Annotated in this window: 18 protein-coding genes; 11 read left to right on the top strand and 7 right to left on the bottom strand. The window is 66.3% G+C overall.

What is annotated here, in order from left to right; all coding sequences use genetic code 11:
• Positions 1-138: 138 nt before the first annotated feature.
• From M1247_RS07895 to ppc, 6 genes are all read left to right on the top strand, one after another.
• Positions 139-852, top strand: coding sequence for an ABC transporter substrate-binding protein (locus M1247_RS07895; RefSeq protein WP_317155741.1), 714 nt, complete (start codon positions 139-141; stop codon positions 850-852).
• Positions 853-938: 86 nt separating this feature from the next.
• Complete coding sequence (gap, locus tag M1247_RS07890; RefSeq protein ID WP_317155740.1) at positions 939-1,961, top strand: type I glyceraldehyde-3-phosphate dehydrogenase; 1,023 nt, start codon at positions 939-941, stop codon at positions 1,959-1,961.
• Between the two features lie 5 nt (positions 1,962-1,966).
• Positions 1,967-3,190, top strand: coding sequence for a phosphoglycerate kinase (locus M1247_RS07885; RefSeq protein WP_317155739.1), 1,224 nt, complete (start codon positions 1,967-1,969; stop codon positions 3,188-3,190).
• A 10-nt stretch (positions 3,191-3,200) separates the two neighbouring features.
• Positions 3,201-3,995, top strand: coding sequence for a triose-phosphate isomerase (gene tpiA / locus M1247_RS07880; protein WP_317155738.1), 795 nt, complete (start codon positions 3,201-3,203; stop codon positions 3,993-3,995).
• Between the two features lie 44 nt (positions 3,996-4,039).
• Positions 4,040-4,273, top strand: a complete 234-nt coding sequence (gene secG, locus M1247_RS07875) for a preprotein translocase subunit SecG (RefSeq protein WP_317155737.1) — start codon at positions 4,040-4,042, stop codon at positions 4,271-4,273.
• Between the two features lie 36 nt (positions 4,274-4,309).
• Complete coding sequence (ppc, locus tag M1247_RS07870; protein WP_317155736.1) at positions 4,310-7,129, top strand: phosphoenolpyruvate carboxylase; 2,820 nt, start codon at positions 4,310-4,312, stop codon at positions 7,127-7,129.
• 9 nt (positions 7,130-7,138) lie between these two features.
• Here the strand turns inward: ppc and M1247_RS07865 are convergent, their stop codons facing one another.
• Complete coding sequence (locus M1247_RS07865; protein WP_317155735.1) at positions 7,139-8,506, bottom strand: MATE family efflux transporter; 1,368 nt, start codon at positions 8,504-8,506, stop codon at positions 7,139-7,141.
• Positions 8,507-8,618: 112 nt separating this feature from the next.
• On the opposite strand from M1247_RS07865, the gene M1247_RS07860 reads away from it, so the two are divergent.
• The 4 genes from M1247_RS07860 to M1247_RS07845 are packed head-to-tail and all read left to right on the top strand — an operon-like array spanning position 8,619 to position 13,271.
• A complete protein-coding gene (locus tag M1247_RS07860) occupies positions 8,619-10,178 on the top strand; it encodes an ABC transporter substrate-binding protein (protein ID WP_317155734.1) in 1,560 nt (519 codons plus the stop codon).
• A complete protein-coding gene (locus tag M1247_RS07855; RefSeq protein WP_317155733.1) occupies positions 10,163-11,113 on the top strand; it encodes an ABC transporter permease in 951 nt (316 codons plus the stop codon). The genes M1247_RS07860 and M1247_RS07855 overlap by 16 nt, the downstream gene beginning before the upstream one ends.
• A gap of 23 nt (positions 11,114-11,136) precedes the next feature.
• Positions 11,137-11,904: an ABC transporter permease subunit gene (locus M1247_RS07850; protein WP_317155732.1), complete on the top strand. Its 768-nt coding sequence runs from the start codon at positions 11,137-11,139 to the stop codon at positions 11,902-11,904.
• Positions 11,901-13,271 (top strand): ABC transporter ATP-binding protein, encoded by a 1,371-nt coding sequence (locus M1247_RS07845; protein ID WP_317155731.1) that lies wholly within the window; start codon positions 11,901-11,903, stop codon positions 13,269-13,271. The genes M1247_RS07850 and M1247_RS07845 overlap by 4 nt, the downstream gene beginning before the upstream one ends.
• Here M1247_RS07845 and M1247_RS07840 read toward each other — a convergent pair.
• Genes M1247_RS07840 through tkt form a run of 6 tightly spaced genes read right to left on the bottom strand, consistent with a single transcriptional unit; the run spans position 13,240 to position 20,077 of the window.
• Complete coding sequence (locus tag M1247_RS07840; protein ID WP_317155730.1) at positions 13,240-13,617, bottom strand: ATPase; 378 nt, start codon at positions 13,615-13,617, stop codon at positions 13,240-13,242. The genes M1247_RS07845 and M1247_RS07840 overlap by 32 nt on opposite strands.
• A gap of 43 nt (positions 13,618-13,660) precedes the next feature.
• Entirely contained in the window at positions 13,661-14,398 is a 738-nt protein-coding gene (gene pgl / locus M1247_RS07835) for a 6-phosphogluconolactonase (RefSeq protein WP_317155729.1), read from the bottom strand.
• Positions 14,395-15,306 (bottom strand): glucose-6-phosphate dehydrogenase assembly protein OpcA, encoded by a 912-nt coding sequence (gene opcA, locus M1247_RS07830; protein ID WP_317155728.1) that lies wholly within the window; start codon positions 15,304-15,306, stop codon positions 14,395-14,397. Before opcA ends, pgl begins: the two co-directional genes overlap by 4 nt.
• A complete protein-coding gene (zwf, locus tag M1247_RS07825) occupies positions 15,303-16,856 on the bottom strand; it encodes a glucose-6-phosphate dehydrogenase (protein WP_317155727.1) in 1,554 nt (517 codons plus the stop codon). Before zwf ends, opcA begins: the two co-directional genes overlap by 4 nt.
• Positions 16,853-17,971, bottom strand: a complete 1,119-nt coding sequence (gene tal / locus M1247_RS07820; protein ID WP_458695207.1) for a transaldolase — start codon at positions 17,969-17,971, stop codon at positions 16,853-16,855. The genes zwf and tal overlap by 4 nt, the downstream gene beginning before the upstream one ends.
• A 15-nt stretch (positions 17,972-17,986) precedes the next feature.
• Positions 17,987-20,077: a transketolase gene (tkt, locus tag M1247_RS07815; protein WP_317155725.1), complete on the bottom strand. Its 2,091-nt coding sequence runs from the start codon at positions 20,075-20,077 to the stop codon at positions 17,987-17,989.
• A gap of 218 nt (positions 20,078-20,295) precedes the next feature.
• On the opposite strand from tkt, the gene M1247_RS07810 reads away from it, so the two are divergent.
• On the top strand, positions 20,296-21,222 hold the full coding sequence (locus M1247_RS07810; RefSeq protein ID WP_317155724.1) for a heme o synthase: 927 nt from the start codon (positions 20,296-20,298) through the stop codon (positions 21,220-21,222).
• Positions 21,223-21,229: the final 7 nt, after the last annotated feature.

Genomic DNA, 21,229 nt, shown 5'->3' with positions numbered 1-21,229 from the left:
TGTGATCCGCCAACATGTTTCGTGGGCACCGTCACGCCACTCAGGACAGTCGGGCCGGCCCGACGGTTCCCGGGAAGCTTCAGTAGGCGGACCGCCACAGCCATATGCTGAGCCGCACGTTCCGGTTACGGTGAGTCTGTGAGCACCCTGCGGGCCGGCCTGGCGGTTACCGATCCACCGTTTGACGACACCGGCGCCGGACTGGACATCGCCCTGATCACTGCGATCGCCGAACAGCTCGGTGACACAGCTGAATTCGTCGAGTTAACCTGCGCGGGCCGCGATGAGATCTTCGCGGCACTCGACGCCGGGGCGTGCGATTGCGTGGCTTCGGTCACCGAGCTGACCGAAGTGGACGCGGCGCGTAACGCCGTAGCATGCGCGCGGCCGTACCTGGTCTCCGGTCAGGCCCTGGCGGTCGACGGCGGCCGGCTTCCCCAGGTGCGCTCCGTCGATGACCTCGCGGGTCTGACCGTCGCGGTGCAACGCGGCGGCACCGGCCAGCAGATGGCCGAGAAACTTCTCGCCGAGGGCCGTGTCGGCCAGGTGAGGGTGTATGAGCCCGGCAACGTCCGCGCCGCGCTGGCAGACCTGGCTGCCGGCGGAGCCGATGCGGTGATGGCGCTGGCGCCGGTCCTCACGGAGTTGGTCAGGCCGATCGCCGGGGTCGAGGTCGTGCAACGCGGACTGTCCGCCGACAAGATCGCGATCGCCGTCGCCCGGTCATCCGGCGCGCTGTTGGACCGAATCGTCACGGCACAAGCCGAATTGGAGCACGACGGGACGTTGCAACGGATCCGTCGCAAATGGCTCGGCAACCCGTTCACCGACCAGGCCCTGGCGGTGCGTTGACCGGCCCGCGCCAACCGGCAACAGTCCTACTAGGCTGACGGCAAGCAGTTCACCGGCGACTGGCCCTCGACAATTAGGAGTGACACGTGACCATCCGGGTAGGCGTTAACGGTTTCGGCCGCATCGGACGCAATTTCTACCGGGCCCTGGCGACGCAGCAGGCCGAGGGCAAGAATACCGACGTCGAGATCGTGGCGGTCAATGATCTGACCGACAATGCCACCCTGGCTCACCTGCTGAAGTTCGACTCGATCTTGGGCCGGTTGCCGCAGGATGTGAGCCTTGAGGGTGAGGACACCATCGTCATCGGTGATCACAAGATCAAGGCGCTGGAGGTCAAGGAAGGCCCGGCGGCGCTTCCCTGGGGTGACCTGGGCGTGGACGTGGTCGTGGAATCCACCGGCATCTTCACTGCGCGCGCCAAGGCACAGGGCCACCTGGACGCCGGCGCCAAGAAGGTCATCATTTCCGCGCCGGCCTCTGACGAGGACATCACCATCGTGCTCGGCGTCAATGATGACAAGTACGACGGCAGCCAGAACATCATCTCGAATGCGTCGTGCACCACGAACTGCCTGGGCCCGCTGGCCAAGGTGCTCAATGATGAGTTCGGCATCGTCAAGGGCCTGATGACGACCATTCACGCCTACACCCAGGATCAGAACCTGCAGGACGGCCCGCACAAGGATCTGCGTCGCGCCCGGGCTGCGGCGATCAACATCGTGCCGACGTCGACCGGCGCGGCCAAGGCCATCGGCCTGGTGTTGCCCGAACTGAAAGGCAAGCTCGACGGGTATGCGTTGCGGGTGCCGATCCCCACCGGTTCGGTTACCGATCTGACCGCCGAGCTCAAGAAGTCGGCGCCCGCCGAGGAGATCAACGCCGCGTTCAAGGCCGCCGCGGAGGGTCCACTCAAGGGCATTCTCAAGTACTACGACGCGCCGATCGTGTCCAGCGACATCGTCACCGACCCGCACAGTTCGCTGTTCGACTCGGGTCTGACCAAGGTGATCGACAATCAGGCCAAGGTCGTGTCCTGGTATGACAACGAGTGGGGCTACTCCAACCGCCTCGCCGATCTGGTCGCGCTCGTCGGTAAGTCGCTGTAGTCGCGATGGCTGTCAAGACACTCGCCGACCTGTTGGCCGAGGGTGTAGAGGGTCGGGGCGTGCTGGTGCGCTCCGACCTCAATGTCCCACTCGACGATCAGGGCAACATTTCTGATCCGGGTCGCATCATCGCCTCGGTCCCGACCCTCAAAGCACTGGCCGAGGCCGGCGCCAAGGTCGTCGTCACCGCACACCTGGGTCGGCCCAAGGGCGGCCCGGACCCCCAGTTCTCGCTGGCCCCGGTCGCGGGGGCGCTGGCAGACCAGCTGGGCCGGCATGTGCAGTTGGCCGGTGATGTGGTCGGCACCGACGCGCTGGCGCGCGCCGAGGGGCTGACCGACGGTGATGTGCTGCTGTTGGAGAACATCCGGTTCGATCCGCGCGAGACCAGCAAGGACGACGGCGAGCGCTTGGCCCTGGCCAAGGCGTTGGCCGCGCTCGTGGAAGGTCCCGACGGGTCGCCGGGCGCGTTCGTCTCTGACGGGTTCGGGGTGGTGCACCGCAAGCAGGCCTCGGTGTATGACATCGCGACGCTGCTGCCGCATTACGCGGGCACGCTGGTGGCCGCCGAGGTGAAAGTGCTCGAGCAGCTCACGAGTTCGACCGAGCGTCCCTATGCGGTGGTGCTGGGCGGTTCGAAGGTCTCGGACAAGCTTGCGGTCATCGAGAACCTGGCCACCAAAGCCGACAGCATCATCATCGGCGGCGGCATGTGCTTCACCTTCCTTGCCGCGCAAGGAGTTTCGGTCGGTACCTCGCTGTGTCAGGAGGAGATGCTGGAAACCTGCCGCAAGCTGCTTGAGGACTACGGCGATGTGATCCATCTTCCGGTGGACATCGTGGTCGCCGACAAGTTCGCCGCGGATGCGGCTTCGGAGACGGTGGCTGCCGATCAGATTCCCGATGCCATGATGGGTCTGGATATCGGGCCGGAATCGGTCAAGCGGTTCACCACGCTGCTGTCGAACGCCAAGACCGTGTTCTGGAACGGCCCGATGGGGGTTTTCGAGTTCCCGGCTTTCGCGGCAGGCACCAAGGGTGTCGCCGAGGCCATCGTCACCGCTACGGGCAAGGGCGCATTCAGCGTCGTCGGTGGCGGCGATTCCGCCGCCGCGGTGCGTCAACTCGGCCTGCCCGAGGATGGGTTTTCGCACATCTCCACCGGCGGTGGGGCATCGCTGGAATACCTTGAGGGCAAGACCCTGCCCGGCATCGAAGTCCTGAGTTGAGAGAGGTTCCGTGTCGAAAGCCGCACGAAAGCCATTGATAGCCGGTAACTGGAAGATGAACCTCAATCACTTCGAGGCCATCGCTCTGGTTCAGAAGATCGCATTCGCCTTGCCGGACAAGTACTTCGACAAGGTGGATGTAACGGTTATCCCGCCGTTCACCGACCTGCGCAGCGTGCAGACCCTCGTCGACGGGGACAAGCTGCGGCTCACCTACGGCGCCCAGGATGTGTCACAGCACGACTCGGGTGCTTACACCGGCGAGATCAGCGGCGCGTTCCTGGCCAAGTTGGGCTGCTCGTTCGCCGTGGTCGGGCATTCGGAACGGCGCACGTACCACCACGAGGACGATGCGTTGGTGGCGGCCAAAGCGGCGGCTGCGTTCAAGCACGGCATCATCCCGATCATCTGCATCGGGGAGCAACTGGAGGTCCGCGAGGCCGGCAACCACGTGGAGCACAACGTGGAGATGCTCCGCGGCTCACTGGCCGGTTTGTCGAAAGAGCAGATCGGCAAGGTCGTGATCGCCTACGAGCCGGTGTGGGCCATCGGCACCGGCCGGGTCGCCAGTGCCGCCGATGCGCAGGAGGTCTGCAAGGCGATCCGGGACGAGCTCGGGAACCTGGCCTCGCCCGAGGCTGCAGCGGGGGTGCGGGTGCTCTACGGCGGGTCGGTCAACGCCAAGAACGTCGGCGAGATCGTCGCTCAGGGCGATGTGGACGGTGCGCTGGTGGGCGGGGCGTCGCTGGAAGGGGAGCAGTTCGCGACCCTGTCGGCGATCGCGGCCGGAGGGCCGCTGCCGTAACCCCGCGACCACCGCTGGGACGCTGATCCAGTAGTCTTGCGGCCATGGAATTGGCCCTGCAGATCACCCTGGTCGTGACCAGTGTCCTGGTTGTGCTCCTGGTCCTGCTGCACCGCGCCAAGGGTGGCGGTCTGTCGACCCTGTTCGGTGGCGGCGTCCAATCCAGCCTGTCCGGGTCCACGGTCGTCGAGAAGAACCTGGATCGGCTTACCCTGTTTGTGACCGGAATCTGGCTGGTGTCGATCATCGGCGTCGCCCTGGAGATCAAGTACAGCTGATTCGCTGACCTGCCCCGGCTCGTCGATACTTGACCCATGGCCGAACCCAGCGACATCGAACTCGAACCGGTCGGCTCCGTCCAGCGCACTGAGAGTGGCCGCGAGGCGACGGAGCCGATGCGGGAGGACATCCGGCTGCTCGGCGCGATCCTCGGCGACACCGTGCGCGAGCAGAACGGCGAGGCGGTGTTCGACCTCGTCGAGCGGGCCCGGGTGGGATCGTTCCAGGTACGCCGCTCAGAACTCGACCGCGCCGAGCTGGCCGGGATGTTCACCGGGGTCGACATCGCCGACGCCATCCCGGTGATCAGGGCGTTCACCCACTTCGCGCTGCTGGCCAACGTCGCCGAGGACATCCACCGGGAGCGACGCCGCGCGGTGCACGTGGCGGCGGGGGAGCCACCACAGGACAGCAGTCTGGCCGCGACCTATCGCAAGCTCGATCATGCGATCTCGGCCGCTGAATTGGACTCAGCTGCGGTGGCTGACGCACTGTCGGGTGCCTTGGTGTCACCCGTCATCACCGCGCATCCGACCGAAACCCGTCGCCGGACCGTCTTCGACACCCAGCACCGCATCACCGAACTGATGCGACTGCGCCTGCACGGCCTCACCCGCACCGAGGACGGGCGCGACATCGAAGTCGAGTTGCGCAGGCACATTCTGACGCTGTGGCAGACCGCATTGGTCCGGTTGGCGAGACTGAAGATCTCCGACGAGATCGAAACCGGTCTGCGGTACTACCCGGCCGCATTCCTCGAGGTCATCCCGCAGGTCAATGCGGAGGTCCGCACGGCGCTACAGGCGCGGTGGCCCAGCGCGCGCGGCCTGCTTCAGGAACCGATCCTGCGGCCAGGTTCGTGGATAGGGGGCGACCGCGACGGCAATCCGAACGTCACCTCCGAGGTGGTGCGGCTGGCGACCGGACGCGCGGCGTATGTCGCACTGGCGCACTACTTCACCGAGATCACCGCGCTGGAGGAAGAGCTGTCGATGTCGGCGCGGCTGGTCCGGATCAGCACCGAACTCGGCGCACTCGCCGACGCCTGCCACGAACCCGCCCGCGCCGATGAGCCCTACCGGCGGGCAGTGCGGGTGATCCACGCCCGGCTCACCGCCACTGCGCGGGAGATCCTCGATCAGCAGCCGGAACTTGAACTCGACCTCGGTCTGCGGCGGTATCAGACGCCGGCTGAACTCCTGGCCGATCTGGATGTCGTGGACGCTTCGCTGCGCGGCAACGGCAGTGCTGTGCTGGCCGATGATCGCCTGGCACGGCTACGAGAGTCGGTGCGGGTCTTCGGCTTTCACCTGTCAGGCCTGGACATGCGGCAGAACTCCGAGGTCCACGAGCAGGTCGTGGGCGAGTTGCTGGCCTGGGCCGGGGTGCACCCCGACTACATCGCACTGTCCGAGTCGGAGCGGGTTGCCCTGCTGGCCGCAGAGATTGCCACGCGCCGCCCCTTGATCGGCGGGGGCGCCGAACTCTCGGAGCTGGCCCGCAAGGAACTAGAAATCGTCTCCGCGGCGGCGCATGCGGTCAAAGTGTTGGGGCCACAGGCCGTGCCCAACTACATCATCTCGATGTGCCAGTCGGTTTCGGACATGCTTGAGGCGGCGGTCCTGCTCAAGGAGGCCGGTCTGCTGGATGTCGCCGGCGCGGTATCGGATTCTGAGGTGTACGCACCGATCGGCATCGTGCCGCTCTTCGAGACCATCGAGGACCTGCAGCGCGGGTCGTCGATTCTGGAGGCGGCGCTCGAGCTGCCCGTGTACCGGGCGATGGTGGCCGCGCGTGGTCAGCACCAGGAAGTGATGCTTGGGTACTCCGACTCCAACAAGGACGGCGGTTACCTCGCCGCGAACTGGGCGTTGTACCGGGCTGAGCTGGACCTGGTGGAGTCCGCCCTCAAGACCGGAATTCGACTGCGGCTCTTCCACGGCCGCGGCGGCACCGTGGGCCGTGGTGGTGGGCCGAGCTACGACGCGATCCTGGCCCAACCGCCCGGTGCGGTGAAAGGTTCACTGCGGATCACCGAGCAGGGCGAGGTGATCGCGGCCAAGTACGCCGAGCCGCGGATCGCCCACCGCAATCTCGAGACCCTGCTGGCCGCCACGTTGGAATCGACCCTGCTGGACGTGGAAGGACTCGGGGACGAGGCCGGGCCCGCCTACCGGGTGCTCGACGAGGTTGCTGCCCTGGCGCAGCAGGCTTATGCCGAATTGGTCCACCAGACACCGGGTTTCGTTGAGTACTTCAAGGCGTCAACTCCGGTCAGTGAGATCGGCGCCCTCAACATCGGGAGTCGTCCCACCTCGCGTAAACCCACGACGTCCATTGCCGACCTGCGCGCCATCCCCTGGGTGCTGGCGTGGAGTCAATCGCGGGTGATGCTGCCCGGTTGGTACGGCACCGGGACGGCATTGGAGCAGTGGATCGCCGAGGACGATGCGCGGCTGAAGGTGCTGCAGGATCTCCATGAACGCTGGCCGTTTTTCGCGACGGTGCTCTCCAACATGGCGCAGGTGCTCGCGAAAGCGGATATGGGGCTGGCCGCGCGATACGCCGAACTGGTCGATGACGAGGATCTGCGGGCGCGGGTGTTCGACAAGATCGTCGACGAATACGAGCGGACGATCCGGATGCACCGGTTGATCACCGGTCGGGATCTGCTGGCCGACAACCCGGCACTGGCCCGCTCGGTGTTCAACCGATTCCCGTACCTGGAGCCGCTGAACCATCTGCAGGTCGAACTGTTACGGCGCTACCGGTCGGGCGACACCGAAGAGCTTGTGCAGCGCGGCATTCTGCTGACGATGAGCGGGTTGGCCACCGCGCTGCGCAACAGCGGCTGACGTAGCCGATCACGGCTCGGCCGTTGCGGCGGCCAGACGGCGGCGGAAGGTGACAAAAAGCATGATTGCGGCCGTCGTCAGGCCCGCGGACAATCCCAGCCACATACCAATCGTCTTGAGGCCGGCGGCGTAGGCCAGTAGCAGTCCGACGGGAAAGCCGACCACCCAGTAGCCCACGATCGTGATCAGGAAACTCGACGAGGTGTCGTGCAGGCCGCGCAGCAGCCCGATTCCGATGTTCTGGGCGGAGTCCACGAACTGCTGAAACGCCGCCACCACGAGGAGCGACGTGGCGATCGCGAGGGCGGCCCGGTCACTGGTGTCCATGAACAGTCCGAGCACCGGGGTGGGGACTGCCGCGTAGATCGCGGCGACAAGGGCGGCGACGCACGCGCCCTGCCCGTACGCGAGGCGCGCAATCAGACGCGTTCGAGCGGCCTCGCCGAGTTCTACCAGTCGGCTGAGCAGGATGGACGCCCCGTGTGAAATGCCGACGGACACCTGGAACACGATGTAGCTCAACTGATTCACGACCGCATGGGCTGCCAGTGCAGGCGCGCCGAACGTGCCGATGACGATCGCGGTGACCGAGAACAACCCGGCCTCGCTGCCGTAGGTGCCTGCGATGGGCACGCCAAGGCGCAGGATCTCGCGCACCGCGGGCAGTGGCGCGCGGTGCATCGCCAGGCTGAAGTACGGCGACAGTTCGGGGTCGGCCCGGACCATCGTGGCAAACGCGACGAACGTCAGCAGGTACACCACCGAGGTCGCCGCGCCGATGCCGGGCAGGCCGAGTGCGGGCAGCGGTCCCGGACCGTAGATGAGGACGGCGTTGAGCGCGACGTTGAGGGCAACCGACGCCAGTGTGATCAGCAGCAGCGCCTTGGGTCTGCGCATCCCCACGGTGTACTGGCGGACCACCTGAAACCACAAGCAGGGCACCAGACCCGGGGCGAGTGCCGCAAGCATCGGCAGGGTGCCGTCGAGAACGGCAGCGTCTTGCCCCAGCCACCGCAGCACATAGCCGAGACCGACCAGCAGCAGGCCACCGATGATTCCTGCCACGGTGGCGACCAGCAGGCTCGCGCGGACCAGGCCACGGACGTCGTCGATGGCCGAACTGTCGTCGGACTGCGCGTGCTCGGCCCGGCTCACGGCCGACGACACCAGATTGCCCACCGATGTCAGCAGTCCGACACCCATGGTGCGCAATTGATTGAAAAGAGTGATCGACAACCCGCCTGCGGCCAGCGCGGCCACGCCCAGCGGCCCCATCATCACCAGATCGGTGGTGGTCAACGCAACCTGCGCGAGCTGTGTCAGCGCGATCGGCCCGGCCAGCCGGGTGAGCTCGCGTCCCGCCGTGGCGACCGTCATCGGACACACCGTATAACCCGCCGGTCGGCATGGCGATCACCCCCGGTGCATGGGAAGGTTAGCCGAACTTAAGCTGGCAGTGCGCGAGTGGGAACGTGGAGGGGGAGTTCAGGTGCCACAGCTGGACCGCAGGTCGTTTTTCGGCGTGTCGCTGGGACTGGGCGTGTCGCTGGGACTGGGAGCGGCGATGACACTGGCCGCTTGCGGGGCCGACACGCCGAAAGCCGGGCCGGCCGCCGGCGAACCCAAAATGGGTGGAACATTGCGCATCGGTGCGCTCGGCCAGGCCTCGAACGTGGTGTCGGATCCGTTCGGGTTACTTGCCAACGACTCCGACATGCTGATCATGTCCCTGGTCTATGACCCGCTCACGGTTCCGGCGAAATCGCCGAACGTGGCTGGACGACTGGCAGCGTCCTGGACCGCCGACCAGCAGCAGCAAGCGTGGACGTTCACCCTGGCCGAAGGGGCGACCTTCCACGACGGCAGTCCCGTCCGGCCCGCGGATGTCGCGTGGTCACTGAGAACCCTCGGCGAACTGACCCCATGGAAGGTGCCGGTCGATCTGGGTTCGATCGAGGCGTCGGGCCCCCGCTCGGTGGCCATGCGCGTCCCGACGCCCAACAGTCAGCTTCCGCTGCTCCTGCGGATGATGACGTTCACCGTGAAAGAGGGCACCACCGACCGCTCGGATTTCGTCGGCACGGGCCCATTCCGGATGGAGGCGGGCAGCTATCGGGACGGCAACGCCACGCTGGTGCGCAACGACGCCTGGCATGGCGACAAGCCCCTGCTGGACCGCATCGTGGTGACACGGTTCGAGTCCACCGATGCGTTGGCCAACGCGATCATGGGTGGTGAGATCGACGTGGCCTCAAGTGTCGGATCGCTTGCCGCACGCGGCGCGTCGGCCCGACCCGATCTCACCCTGGTCCGCAGGCCCAACGACCTGTCGATGCCGGTGGCCATCCGGACTTCCGATGGACCGTTCGCTGATCCTCGGGTCCGTGAGGCGATTCGCCTTGGCGTCGACCGGCAGGCGATGGTCGAGCAGATCCTCTCCAGCTACGGCAGCGTCGGCAACGATGTGCTCGGGACAGGAGATCCGACGTACGCCGATCGACCGCAGCGCAGCCGTGATGTGGTGCGCGCCAGGCAACTGCTCTCGGAAGCGCGTTTCGACACCACCCGCAGCTATCCACTGATCACCAAGCGCGAAGTGTTCAACGAGGTCGAGGCGGCGCAGCTGTTCGCGACCCAATTGCGCGACATCGGACTCGACATCGCCGTCGAGGTCAAGGAGTCGGCCGACTTCTACGACAACTACTGGGCGAAGCCGTCGGCACCGTTGACCACCGCCAGCTGGACCACCAATGACTCGGTCATGTTCTTCGCCAGCAAGGTACTCAATTCCGAATCCACGAGCAACGAGACCGCTTTCAAGGACCCGGAGTTCGACGCGGCGTACCACGCCGGACTCGCCGCCGCCCCGGAGTCCGATGCTTACCGGGATGCGAGCGCCGAACTCCAGCAGATCCAGTTCGACCGCGGCGGGTATGTGCTGTGGGGGATGGCCGACGGTATCGACGTGGCCCGGTCGCACGTGCAGGGTCTTCCCGAATTGCCCGGCTGGGGACGAGCTCAGCTTGAGAAGACGTGGCTCGCCACCTAGGCCAGGCTGCGCGGCTATCCGCCGCCCTGCTCAACCGGCTCGCGATGCTCGTGGTCGCTTTGTTCGCGGTGGTGCTGGCGATGGCGCTGCTGCCCGGCAACGGCGTGCGGTCTCTGCTCGGCAGGGATGCCACCGAGGAGCAGGTGCGTGCGCATGAACGCGAACTGGGTTTGGACCGTCCGGTGGTGGCCCGGTTCTGGGAGTGGTTGTCGGGAATGCTGCGCGGAGACTTCGGTACCACACTGCGTGGGGAATCGGTGGGAGATCTGCTGGCCGCCAAGGCGCCCAACTCGTTGGTCCTGACCGGGGCGGCCCTCCTGGTGACCATCGTGGTGGCCACTGCGCTGGCCGTCTGGTGGACCAGCGGTGACCGCCCGGTCTTCGGGCGGATCGCTTCGGTCGCGACAGTCGCGGTGATCGCACTGCCGGAGTTCGTCGTGGCGACGATCGCGATCCTGGTGTTCGCGCTCGCCCTAGACATGCTGCCCGCGGTGACTGTGCAGAATTCCACCGGAGCGCCCCGTGACGCATCGATGTACGTACTTCCCGTCGTCGCGCTGGCGCTACCGCAGATCGGTTGGAACGCCAGGGTATTCGTCGCTGCCATCAGGGAGGCGCGCGCGGTCCCGTACATTCGTGCCGCCGAACTCGACGGTGTCGGCGAGACCGCGCTGTTTCTCCGGTACATCGCGCCGCGCGCACTGCCGACGATGATCGCGTCGCTGGCCACGACGGTCGGAATGCTCGTCGGGGGTGCCGTGGTCGTCGAATCGCTGTTCAATTTCCCGGGTTTCGGCGCGGTGGTGGCAGGGTCGGTCGGTACCCGTGACGTCAACGTCGTCGCCGCGGTAGTCGCCTGCACCGGCTTGGTGATCCTGTTGATGTTGCTTGTCGCCGACGCCGTGCGGGCCTGGGCGAATGCCCGGACCCGATGACCCGGCAGCGGTGGGTGCGTGTCATGCCTGCGGTGATCGTGTTGGCGGTGATCGCCGTCGGCACCGTCACCGCGTCAGGGGGCCAAGGCCGGGGCTCCGGTGTCCCGTTCGCAGCCCCGTCGCCCTCACATTGGCTGGGCACCGACGCGCGCAGCGAGGACGTACTGACAAAGCTTGCCGCGGGCGGCACGACACTGGCGCTGATCGCCGCGGTGATCGCGGTGGGGGTGACGGTGCTGGCGGCCACGCTGGGCGCGTTCGTCGCATTGCGGCCGCGCTGGGGCGCGACGGTCGGCTGGCTCACCGATGTCACCATGCTGATTCCCCCGGTTCTGCTGATGCTGCTGGTGCTGGTGTCGTGGCCGCAGGGCGGAATCTGGGCGCTGGTCGTGCTGGCAGTGGTGATCGGCACGCCGTACACCACCCGTGTGCTCGCCGGGGCCGCCGCGCCGGTGGCAGGCAGCGGTTACGTGCAGGTGGCCGAGGCGGCGGGGGAGTCGCTGCCGTACCTGGTGTTCGGACAGGTGCTGCCCAACCTGCGCGAAACCATCGCGACCCAACTGGGCCTGCGCTACGTCGAAGCCATCTATGTGGTGAGCACGGCGGCTTTCCTGCAACTCATTCCGGCTGTGGGACCGTCGAACTGGGCTGTCATGGTCCGCGAGAATGCATCGGGACTGCTGCTCAACCCGGCCTCCGTCGTCGCCCCCGCGCTGGCCATCGCGGTGCTCGCGGTGTCGGTCAACGTCGCTGTTCTGGGCGGCAACTCCCAGCCCGGGAGGCAGCGGTGAGCGTGCTTGTCGCCCGGGGCCTCACCGTCACCGCAGAATCGGGTCGGGTGCTGGCGGGGCCGGTGGATCTGAATCTTGAGCCTTCGACGGTGACAGCTCTGGTGGCGCCATCGGGCGGCGGCAAATCACTGGTGTGCCGAAGCCTCGTCGGCGACCTCCCCACAGGCATGGGGCTGTCCGGTGGCCCGCGCATCGGCGGTGTCGACGTCGCGGGGCTGCATCGCCGCGGTCTGCGGGAATTCAGGCGGACACAGGTCAGCTATGTCGGGCAGGATCCCGGATCGGCGCTCAACCCCGCCGCGACGGTCGAGAGCCTGCTGACCGAACTCGCTCACCCGGACGCGCCGTCGGTGTCCGAGCTGCTGGACCTGACCGGCCTGGAGCGCGGCCTGGCGACGCGTCGGGCCGCGCGGTTGTCCGGTGGGCAGCAGCGACGGGTAGCGCTGGCCCGGGCGATGTCTCGGGTGACGCCGGTGTTGATTCTCGACGAGCCCTTCGCCGGCCTGCACCAACAACTGCGTGCCGACATCGTCACGGCCATCCGCGAATGGGCCGTCACCCGGCGCGTCGCGGTCCTGCTGACCGCGCATGCGGCCCCGGTCGCGCAGCTGGTGGCCGACCACCTCGTCGAACTCGGCTCGGCTCCAACACATGTGGTAACCGAGCCCGTACCGCGACCTGGGCAGCCCGGACCGGGTGTCCTTGAGGTGCGTGATCTGACAGTCACGTTCGGGGCGCACCGGGTGCTCGACGAGGTGAATCTGTCGCTCCGATCCGGTACCGCGGTCGCATTGATGGGCGACTCCGGCGCCGGGAAATCGACGCTGGCACGGGCCCTCACCGGGCAGGTGGTCGCCGACAGCAGCAACCTCGCCATCGGCGGAATGCCAGTGGCACAACCACTTCGCCGCCGAACGCGCGCCGAGAAGCTGGCGATTCAACTCGTACCGCAGGATCCGCTCGCGACGCTCAACCCCAAACGTACCGTCGGTGCGACCCTGCGTCGCGCGTTGCGCAGCGCCGGAAGTGACACCGCGGTGGCCGAGGTGTTGGCACGGGTGGGGCTGGCCACCGACTACGCATCGCGCTATCCGCACATGCTCTCCGGCGGACAACGTCAGCGTGTCGCGATTGCCCGCGCCCTCGCTTACGCACCGAAAGTGTTGGTCTGCGACGAGATCACCTCGGCACTCGATCCCGCCGCAGGCGCGATGATCATGGACCTGGTGGGCCTTGAGATGAACCGCGGATTAGCGGTGCTGGTCATCACCCACGATCCCGACCTGGCGGCACACCACTGCGCCCGTACGCTTCGGCTCGCCGACGGGCGGCTTTCTACAGGTGAGCCCGCTGCCGAATTGCATTGACCGCATTGCGCACGGCAGTCTCGGTCACCGCGATGGGGGACATCACGGCTTCGCCGATCCCGACCATGGCCTCGACCCGGTCCACGATGGCTTCCAGTCGTTCCACCACACCGATCAGCCGGGGAGCGAGCTCGTCGATACGGGTGATGGTGTCGTTGAAGCGGACCAAGGTCTCGTCCAGGCCGCTGGTCGACTTGTTGAGATCAACCAGGGTGTTACCCAGATCGCTGAGCAGCGTGTCGACCTGTTCGACGGTCATATCGGCGTTGAGGGCGGCCTGCGTCAGTGTCTTGATGCGCTGCCGTCCAGATACCGGGCGGGCACGGCCGTCCCCTTTGTCTGCCATGACAGACAGTATGGCCGGTGGGGAACCAAATGCGGCGATACCGCTACAGGTTTCCCGCCGCCGCCTCGTCGAGCAACCAGACGGTCCGTTCCCGACCGATCGCACCCGCCGCCGGTACGTCGACCGGATCGGCCCCCCCGACCGCGGCGGCGACCGCCTCGGCCTTGGCGGCACCCGACACCACCAGCCACACCTCGCGCGAGTTCTGGATCGCGGGCAGTGTCAACGAGAGCCGCCGAGGCGGCGGTTTGGGGGAGTCCGGAACGCCGACCACGAGGCGCGTGCGCTCGCGTACCGCCGGGGTACCGGGGAACAGCGAATTGATGTGCCCCTCGCCACCCATACCGAGCAGGTGCACATCGAATGCCGGACCTGGTCGGCCGGGTTCGGTGACCCCGGCCAACACCTGTTCGTAGGCCTGCGCCGCGGCGTCCAGGTCATCCCCGAAGCCGGCGTCGGCGGCTGCCATCGCATGGATATTCGCAGCGGGGATATCGATGTGGTCGAGCAGCGCCTCGCGGGCCTGCTTCTCGTTGCGCTCATCGTCATCGGCGGAGACGTAGCGGTCGTCGCCCCAGAACAACTGCACCTTGGACCAGTCGATCGAACCTGCTTGCTCGCCGACACGTTTGAGCAGACTGACACCCGTGCCACCGCCGGTCACCACGATCAGGGCGCGGCCCCTGGCCTCGATCGCCGACTTGATGGTCTCGACCAACCGGTCACCCGCGGCGGCCACCAGCGCCGCGGTGTCGGTATGGCGTTCGATGATCGCGTTCATCCGTACCGCACCTTGCCGATGCCCTGCAACGCATCACGGTAGATCTCGTCGGCATCCAACCGGCGGAGATCCTCAGCCAGACATTCCTTCGCTTCCCGACGCGCCAGCGGCAGTAGTGAATCCGGCTTCCCGGTGCGGGTCAGTTTCGCAGTGATGCCGGTCTGTGGCCGCTCCAGGACCACCGTTTCGCTGGGGCGCTTGAGCTCGATCTTCAACTCGCCCACCACGCGTTGCACCGGTCCGTCGATACGGCTGGCCAACCAGCCGGCCAGGATGTCGAGTGCAGGCTCGTCCTTGAGCCCGGAGACCAGCGCCGAGGTGATCGGTTCGTGTGGCGGCTGGTCCATCGCCGATGCCAGCAGCGCGCGCCAATAGGTGACGCGGCTCCAGGCCAGGTCGGTATCGCCCGCGGTGTAACCCTCCAACCGGCTTTTGATGCAGGCCAGCGGATCGGCGCCGTTGGTCGCATCGGTGATCCGACGGATCGCCAACTTGCCCAATGGGTCCTGCGCCGGGACTGCCGGTGACACGGCGGGCCACCAGGCCACCACCGGGGTGTCGGGCAGCAGGAAGGGCAGTACGACGCTGCTCGCGTGATCGGCGAGCTCGCCGGCCAGTCGGAGTACCACCACCTCGCCGGCCCCGGCGTCGTGGCCCACCCGCAGCTGCGCGTCCAACCGCGGTTCGGCGGCTGACCTGTCACCGGGAACCACGACGATCACCCGGCACGGGTGCTCGCGGCTCGCGAAGTTCGCGGCACCGATCGAATCCTCGACGATATCCTCGGAATGCGGTGCGATGACCAGCGTGAGGACCCGGCTGAGGGTGAGGGCCCCGCCTTCCTCACGCAGGCCGGTGATCTTCTTGTTGACGTCGTTGGTGGTGGTATCGGGCAGGTCGACAATCACGGCCGCCTCCATTCCCGGCCGGTGCGGCGCAGCATCTCGTCAGCTGATTCCGGGCCCCAGGTGCCGGATTCGTAAGGTTCGGGCTTGCCGTTGTCGGCCCAGTGATCGAGCACGGGATCCAAGATCTCCCAAGATAGTTCGACTTCTGCATTCACCGGGAACAGTGAGGGTTCACCGAGCAGGACATCGAGGATGAGCCGTTCGTATGCTTCGGGTGAGTCCTCGGCGAAGGCCGAACCGTACGAGAAGTCCATGTTGACGTCACGGACCTCCATCGCGGTGCCGGGCACCTTCGACCCGAAACGCAGCGTGATGCCCTCGTCCGGTTGCACCCGGATCACCAAGGCGTTCTTGCCGAGTTCCTCGGTCATCGTGGCATCGAACGGCAGGTGCGGTGCCCGCTTGAACACCAGGGCGATCTCCGTCACCCTGCGGCCCAGGCGTTTTCCGGTCCGGAGGTAGAACGGCACGCCGGCCCACCGGCGGCTGTCCACCTCGAGGGTGATCGCGGCGTAGGTCTCGGTGGTGGAATCCTTGGCGAAACCTTCTTCGTCGAGCAGCCCCACCACTTTCTGACCGCCCTGCCAGCCTGCCGCGTACTGGCCCCGTGCTGTCGTCTCATCCAGCGGCTCAACCAGTTTCACAGCGGAGAGGATCTTGATCTTCTCGGTCTGCAGTTCGTGCGGACCGAAGTTGATCGGTTCCTCGAGGGCGGTCAGGGCAAGTAGTTGCAGCAGGTGGTTCTGGATCACGTCGCGCGCCGCACCGATGCCGTCGTAGTAGCCGGCGCGGCCGCCGAGGCCGATGTCCTCGGCCATGGTGATCTGCACGTGGTCGACGTACTGGTTGTTCCAGACCGGCTCGTACAACTCGTTGGCGAACCGCAGCGCCAGGATGTTCTGCACGGTTTCTTTGCCCAGGTAATGGTCGATGCGAAACACCGATTCCTCGGGGAACACGCTGTTGACCACGCCATTGAGCTCCCGCGCACTGGCCAGATCATGACCGAAGGGTTTCTCGATCACGACCCGGCTCCAGCTTCCGCCCTGCGATTGGGCGAGTCCGGACTTGCGCAGCTGTTCACACACCACCGGGAACGCGTTCGGCGGAATCGACAGGTAGAACGCGTGATTGCCACCGGTGCCGCGCTCGACGTCGAGCTTCTGCAGGGTCGCGGACAGCCGTTCGAACGCCGCCTCGTCATCGAATGTGCCCGGAACGAACCGGAACCCCTCGGCGAGACGGTCCCAGACCTCCTGGCGGAACGGCGTGCGGGCATGCTGCTTGACCGCGTCGTAGACGACCTTGCCGAAATCTTCGTCGGCCCAATCTCGGCGGGCGAACCCGACGAGCGCAAACGATGCAGGCAGTAGACCGCGGTTGGCCAGGTCGTAAATGGCCGGCATCAGCTTCTTGCGTGCCAGGTCGCCCGTGACGCCGAAGATGACCACACTGCACGGCCCGGCGATGCGCGGCATGCGCTTGTCGCGCTTGTCGCGCAGTGTGTTGTGCCAGTCGGCCGTCTTCGACCGGTCGCTGACCGGTGTCATTTCTTGGCGGCGTCGAGTTGACCCTGCGTTGCGTCGAGCAGTTCCTGCCAGGACTTCTCGAACTTGTCGACGCCCTCATCCTCGAGGACCTTGAACACGTCGGGCAGATCGATGCCCGCCGCGGCCAGCTTGTCGAAGACCTCCTGGGCAGCGGCGGCGGTACCGGTCACGGTGTCGCCGGTGACCACGCCGTGGTCCGCTACGGCCTCGATCGTCTTTTCGGGCATGGTGTTCACCGTGTTGGGTGCGACCAGCTCGGTGACGTAGAGGGTGTCGGAGTAATCCGGGTTCTTCACCCCGGTGGATGCCCACAGCGGACGCTGCACGAGCGCGCCGGCCGCCTTGAGCGGTTCGAAACGCGTTCCGCCGACGAAGTTCTCCTCGTACGCGGCATAGGCCAGGCGGGCGTTGGCCACCCCGGCCTTACCGCGCAGCTCGAGGGCCTCGGGAGTGCCGATCTTGTCCAGCCGCTTGTCGATCTCCGTGTCCACGCGCGATACGAAGAACGACGCGACGGAGTGGATCTTGGACAGGTCGTGGCCCGCCTCGCGAGCCTTCTCAAGACCGGTCAGGTACGCGTCCATCACCGCCCGGTGCCGCTCCACCGAGAAGATCAGCGTCACGTTCACCGAGATGCCCTCGGCGATCACCGCGGTGATCGCCGGGAGACCGGCCAGCGTCGCGGGAATCTTGATGAGCAGGTTCGGCCGGTCGACGATTTTCCACAGCTCGATCGCCTGCAGGATCGTTTTGTCGGTGTCGTGCGCCAACCGGGGGTCGACCTCGATCGAGACCCGACCGTCAACGCCGCCGGAGGCCTCGTACTGCTTGGCCAACACATCGCATGCATTGCGGACATCGTCGGTGGTGACGGTGCGGATCGTGGCGTCGACATCGGCGCCACGCTCGGCGAGCTCTTTGACCTGGGCGTCGTAGGCGGTGCCCTTCGACAGCGCCGCCTGGAAGATCGACGGGTTGGTGGTCACACCGACCACGCTCCTGGTCGAGATCAGCTCTGCCAGATTGCCGGTCTGAAGTCGCTCACGTGACAGGTCATCGAGCCAGACCGATACGCCTGCGGCACTCAGCGCCGCGAGATTCGGGTTCTGAGTCATCATTCGCCTTCTCTTCTAGTTTTCCAGTGATCGCTGCGCCGCGGCCGCCACAGCCTCTGCGGTGAAGCCGAATTCGCGGAACAGCGTCTTGTCATCCGCGGACTCGCCGTAGTGCTCGATTGACACGATCTCGCCGGTGTCCCCGACGAGCTTGTACCAACTCTGGGCGACCGCCGCTTCCACGGCAACTCGTGCCGAAACCGCAGGCGGAAGCACGCTGTCGCGGTACTCCTGGGGCTGCGATTCGAACCACTCGACGCACGGCATCGAGACCACACTTGCGTTAACGCCCTTGTCGGCCAGGATGTTCCGCGCCTCGACGGCGAGCTGCAGCTCCGAGCCGGTGCCGATGAGGATCACGTCCGGCGTCTCGTCGGGTGTACCGCCGAGCACATAGCCGCCGCGGGCGACACCGTCGGCGCTGGTGCCCTCCAGCACCGGGATACCCTGCCTGGTCAGGATGAAACCGACCGGGCCACTTGCGGCGCCGCGGGCCAGGACCGTGCGCCACGCGTAAGCGGTCTCGTTCGGATCACCCGGCCGTACCACCGACAGGTTCGGGATGGCCCGCAGTGCGGCGAGATGCTCGATCGGCTGGTGGGTGGGACCGTCTTCGCCGAGTCCGATCGAGTCGTGGGTCCACACGTAGATGGTGTCGATGTTCATCAAAGACGCCAGCCGCACCGCGGGTCGCATGTAGTCGGAGAACTGCAGGAACGTTCCACCGAATGCGCGGGTAGGCCCGTGCAGCACGATTCCGGACAGGATCGAGCCCATCGCATGCTCGCGTACCCCGAAGTGCAGCACCCGTCCGTACGGATCGGCCGTGAACTCCTTGGTGGAGATCGACGCGGGCCCGAACGACTTGACACCCTTGATCGTGGTGTTGTTGCTGCCTGCGAGATCCGCTGAGCCACCCCACAGTTCGGGAAGCTTCGGCGCGACGTCGTTGAGCACCTGGCCGAACGCGGCGCGGGTCGCCAGGGGTTTGGAGCCCGGTTCCCACGTGGTCAGGTCAGCATCCCAGCCATCGGGCAGCTCACCGGCGGTGAGCCGCTCCAGGAGTGCCTTACGGTCAGGCTCGCGCTCAGCCCAGGCGTCGAAGTCGGTCTGCCACTTCTCGTGGGCCTCCTTGCCGCGTGCCACCAGCTTGCGGGTGTGCTCGATGACCTCATCGCGCACCTCGAACGACTGGTCCGGATCGAAGCCCAGGATCTTCTTGACCGCGGCGACCTCCTCGGCACCGAGCGCCGCCCCATGGGCCTTGCCGGTGTTCATCAGGTTCGGCGCCGGATAGCCGATGACCGTGCGCAGCGCGATGAACGACGGCTTGTCGGTGACGGCCTTGGCGGCTTCGATGGCCTCTTCGATACCGGCGACGTTCTCGCCGCCCTCGACCTCCTGCACATGCCACCCGTAGGCGCGGTAGCGAGCGGGCACGTCCTCGCTCAGTGCGATGTCCGTGTCGTCCTCGATGGAGATCTGGTTGCGGTCATAGAACACGATCAGGTTGCCCAACTGTTGGGTGCCTGCCAAGGACGACGCCTCACTGGTCACACCTTCCTCGATGTCGCCGTCGGAGGCGATCACGAAGATGTGGTGGTCGAACGGGCTGGTGCCCGGTGCGGCGTCCGGATCGAACAGGCCGCGCTCGTACCGGGCGGCCATCGCCATACCGACCGAGGACGCCAGACCCTGGCCCAGCGGTCCGGTGGTGATCTCCACGCCCCTGGTGTGGCGGAACTCCGGGTGGCCCGGAGTCTTGGACTTCCAGGTCCGCAGCGATTCGATGTCGTTGAGTTCCAGCCCGAACCCGCCGAGATACAGCTGGATGTAGAGGGTGAGGCTGGAATGCCCCGCGGACAGGATGAACCGGTCGCGGCCCAGCCAGTGGACGTCACTGGGATCGTGGCGCAGTTGCCGCTGGAACAGCGTGTAGGCCAGGGGAGCCAGGCTCATCGCTGTGCCCGGATGGCCGTTGCCGACCTTCTGGACCGCATCCGCGGCGAGTATCCGTGCGGTGTTGACCGCGGCGCTGTCGAGGTCGGACCAGTCCTCCGGAAGATTGGGCTGGGTGCGAGCGGTGATCTCTTCTGCGGTGGTCAAGAGCTCACTCCTAATTTCTGCTGTTCCGCGGTTGACTTGCTGTTACTTCAAACACCCTAGTGCGGGTAACTCATCCGACGCAGACTGGTTGGCGCACGATACGGCCCCGTTCCTCTCGGACGGTCACCGGAAACGACCCTGCGGTGCAGGACAGGTCCGGAGGCCGTCTACCATCGTGTGTAGTAGAAGCCGCGTGACGCCACCCTAGGAGTAATTGCGTGAGCATTCGCGAGCGCTGGCAGATCAGCGGGGCGCCGAGTCACCTTCGCAGCATCTTTTTGGCCTATCTTGCGCTGACCAAGCCGCGTGTGATCGAGCTGTTGCTGGTCACCGCGATTCCGGCGATGTTGTTGGCCGATCGCGGGACCGTCGACCCCCTGTTGATCCTCAATACGCTGGTCGGCGGGATGCTCGCGGCAGCAGGCGCCAACACCTTGAACTGCGTGGCCGACGCCGACATCGACAAGGTGATGAAGCGCACCGCGCGCCGCCCGTTGGCGCGTGCGACGGTGCCGACCCGGCATGCGCTGATCTTCGGGCTGGTGCTGTCGGTGGCCTCGTTCTGCTGGCTGTGGTGGACCGCCAACCTGCTCTCCGGCGTCCTCGCGGTGGTGACGATCCTTTTCTACGTCTTCGTCTACACCTTGCTGCTCAAGCGCCGGACCTCGCAGAACGTGGTGTGGGGCGGGGCCGCGGGCTGCATGCCGGTGATGATCGGATGGTCGGCGGTCACCGGGACCATCCAGTGGCCGGCGTTGGTGATGTTCGCGATCATCTTCTTCTGGACGCCGCCACACACCTGGGCACTGGCCATGCGTTACAAGGACGACTACAAGGCGGCCGGCGTGCCGATGTTGCCTGTCGTGGCGACCGAACGCCAGGTGACCAAGCAGATCTTGATCTACACCTGGCTCACCGTGCTCACCACGCTGGCCCTCGCGTTGGCCACCGGCTGGCTGTACGCCGCGGTCGCGCTGCTGGCCGGAGTGTGGTTCCTCGTAATGGCCCACCAGCTCTACTCGGGGGTCAAGCGTGGCGAGCCGGTGAAGCCACTGCGATTGTTCCTGCAGTCGAACAACTATCTGGCGGTGGTGTTCTGCGCACTGGCCGTCGATTCCGCGCTGGCGCTGCCGACGTTGTTCTGATCCAGGT

It is taken from the genome of Mycobacterium appelbergii, from assembly GCF_032883035.1.
Classification (GTDB): domain Bacteria; phylum Actinomycetota; class Actinomycetes; order Mycobacteriales; family Mycobacteriaceae; genus Mycobacterium; species Mycobacterium appelbergii.
The sequence above is the reverse complement of the archived record's forward strand: the minus strand, read 5'-3'. Positions and strand labels throughout refer to the sequence as shown.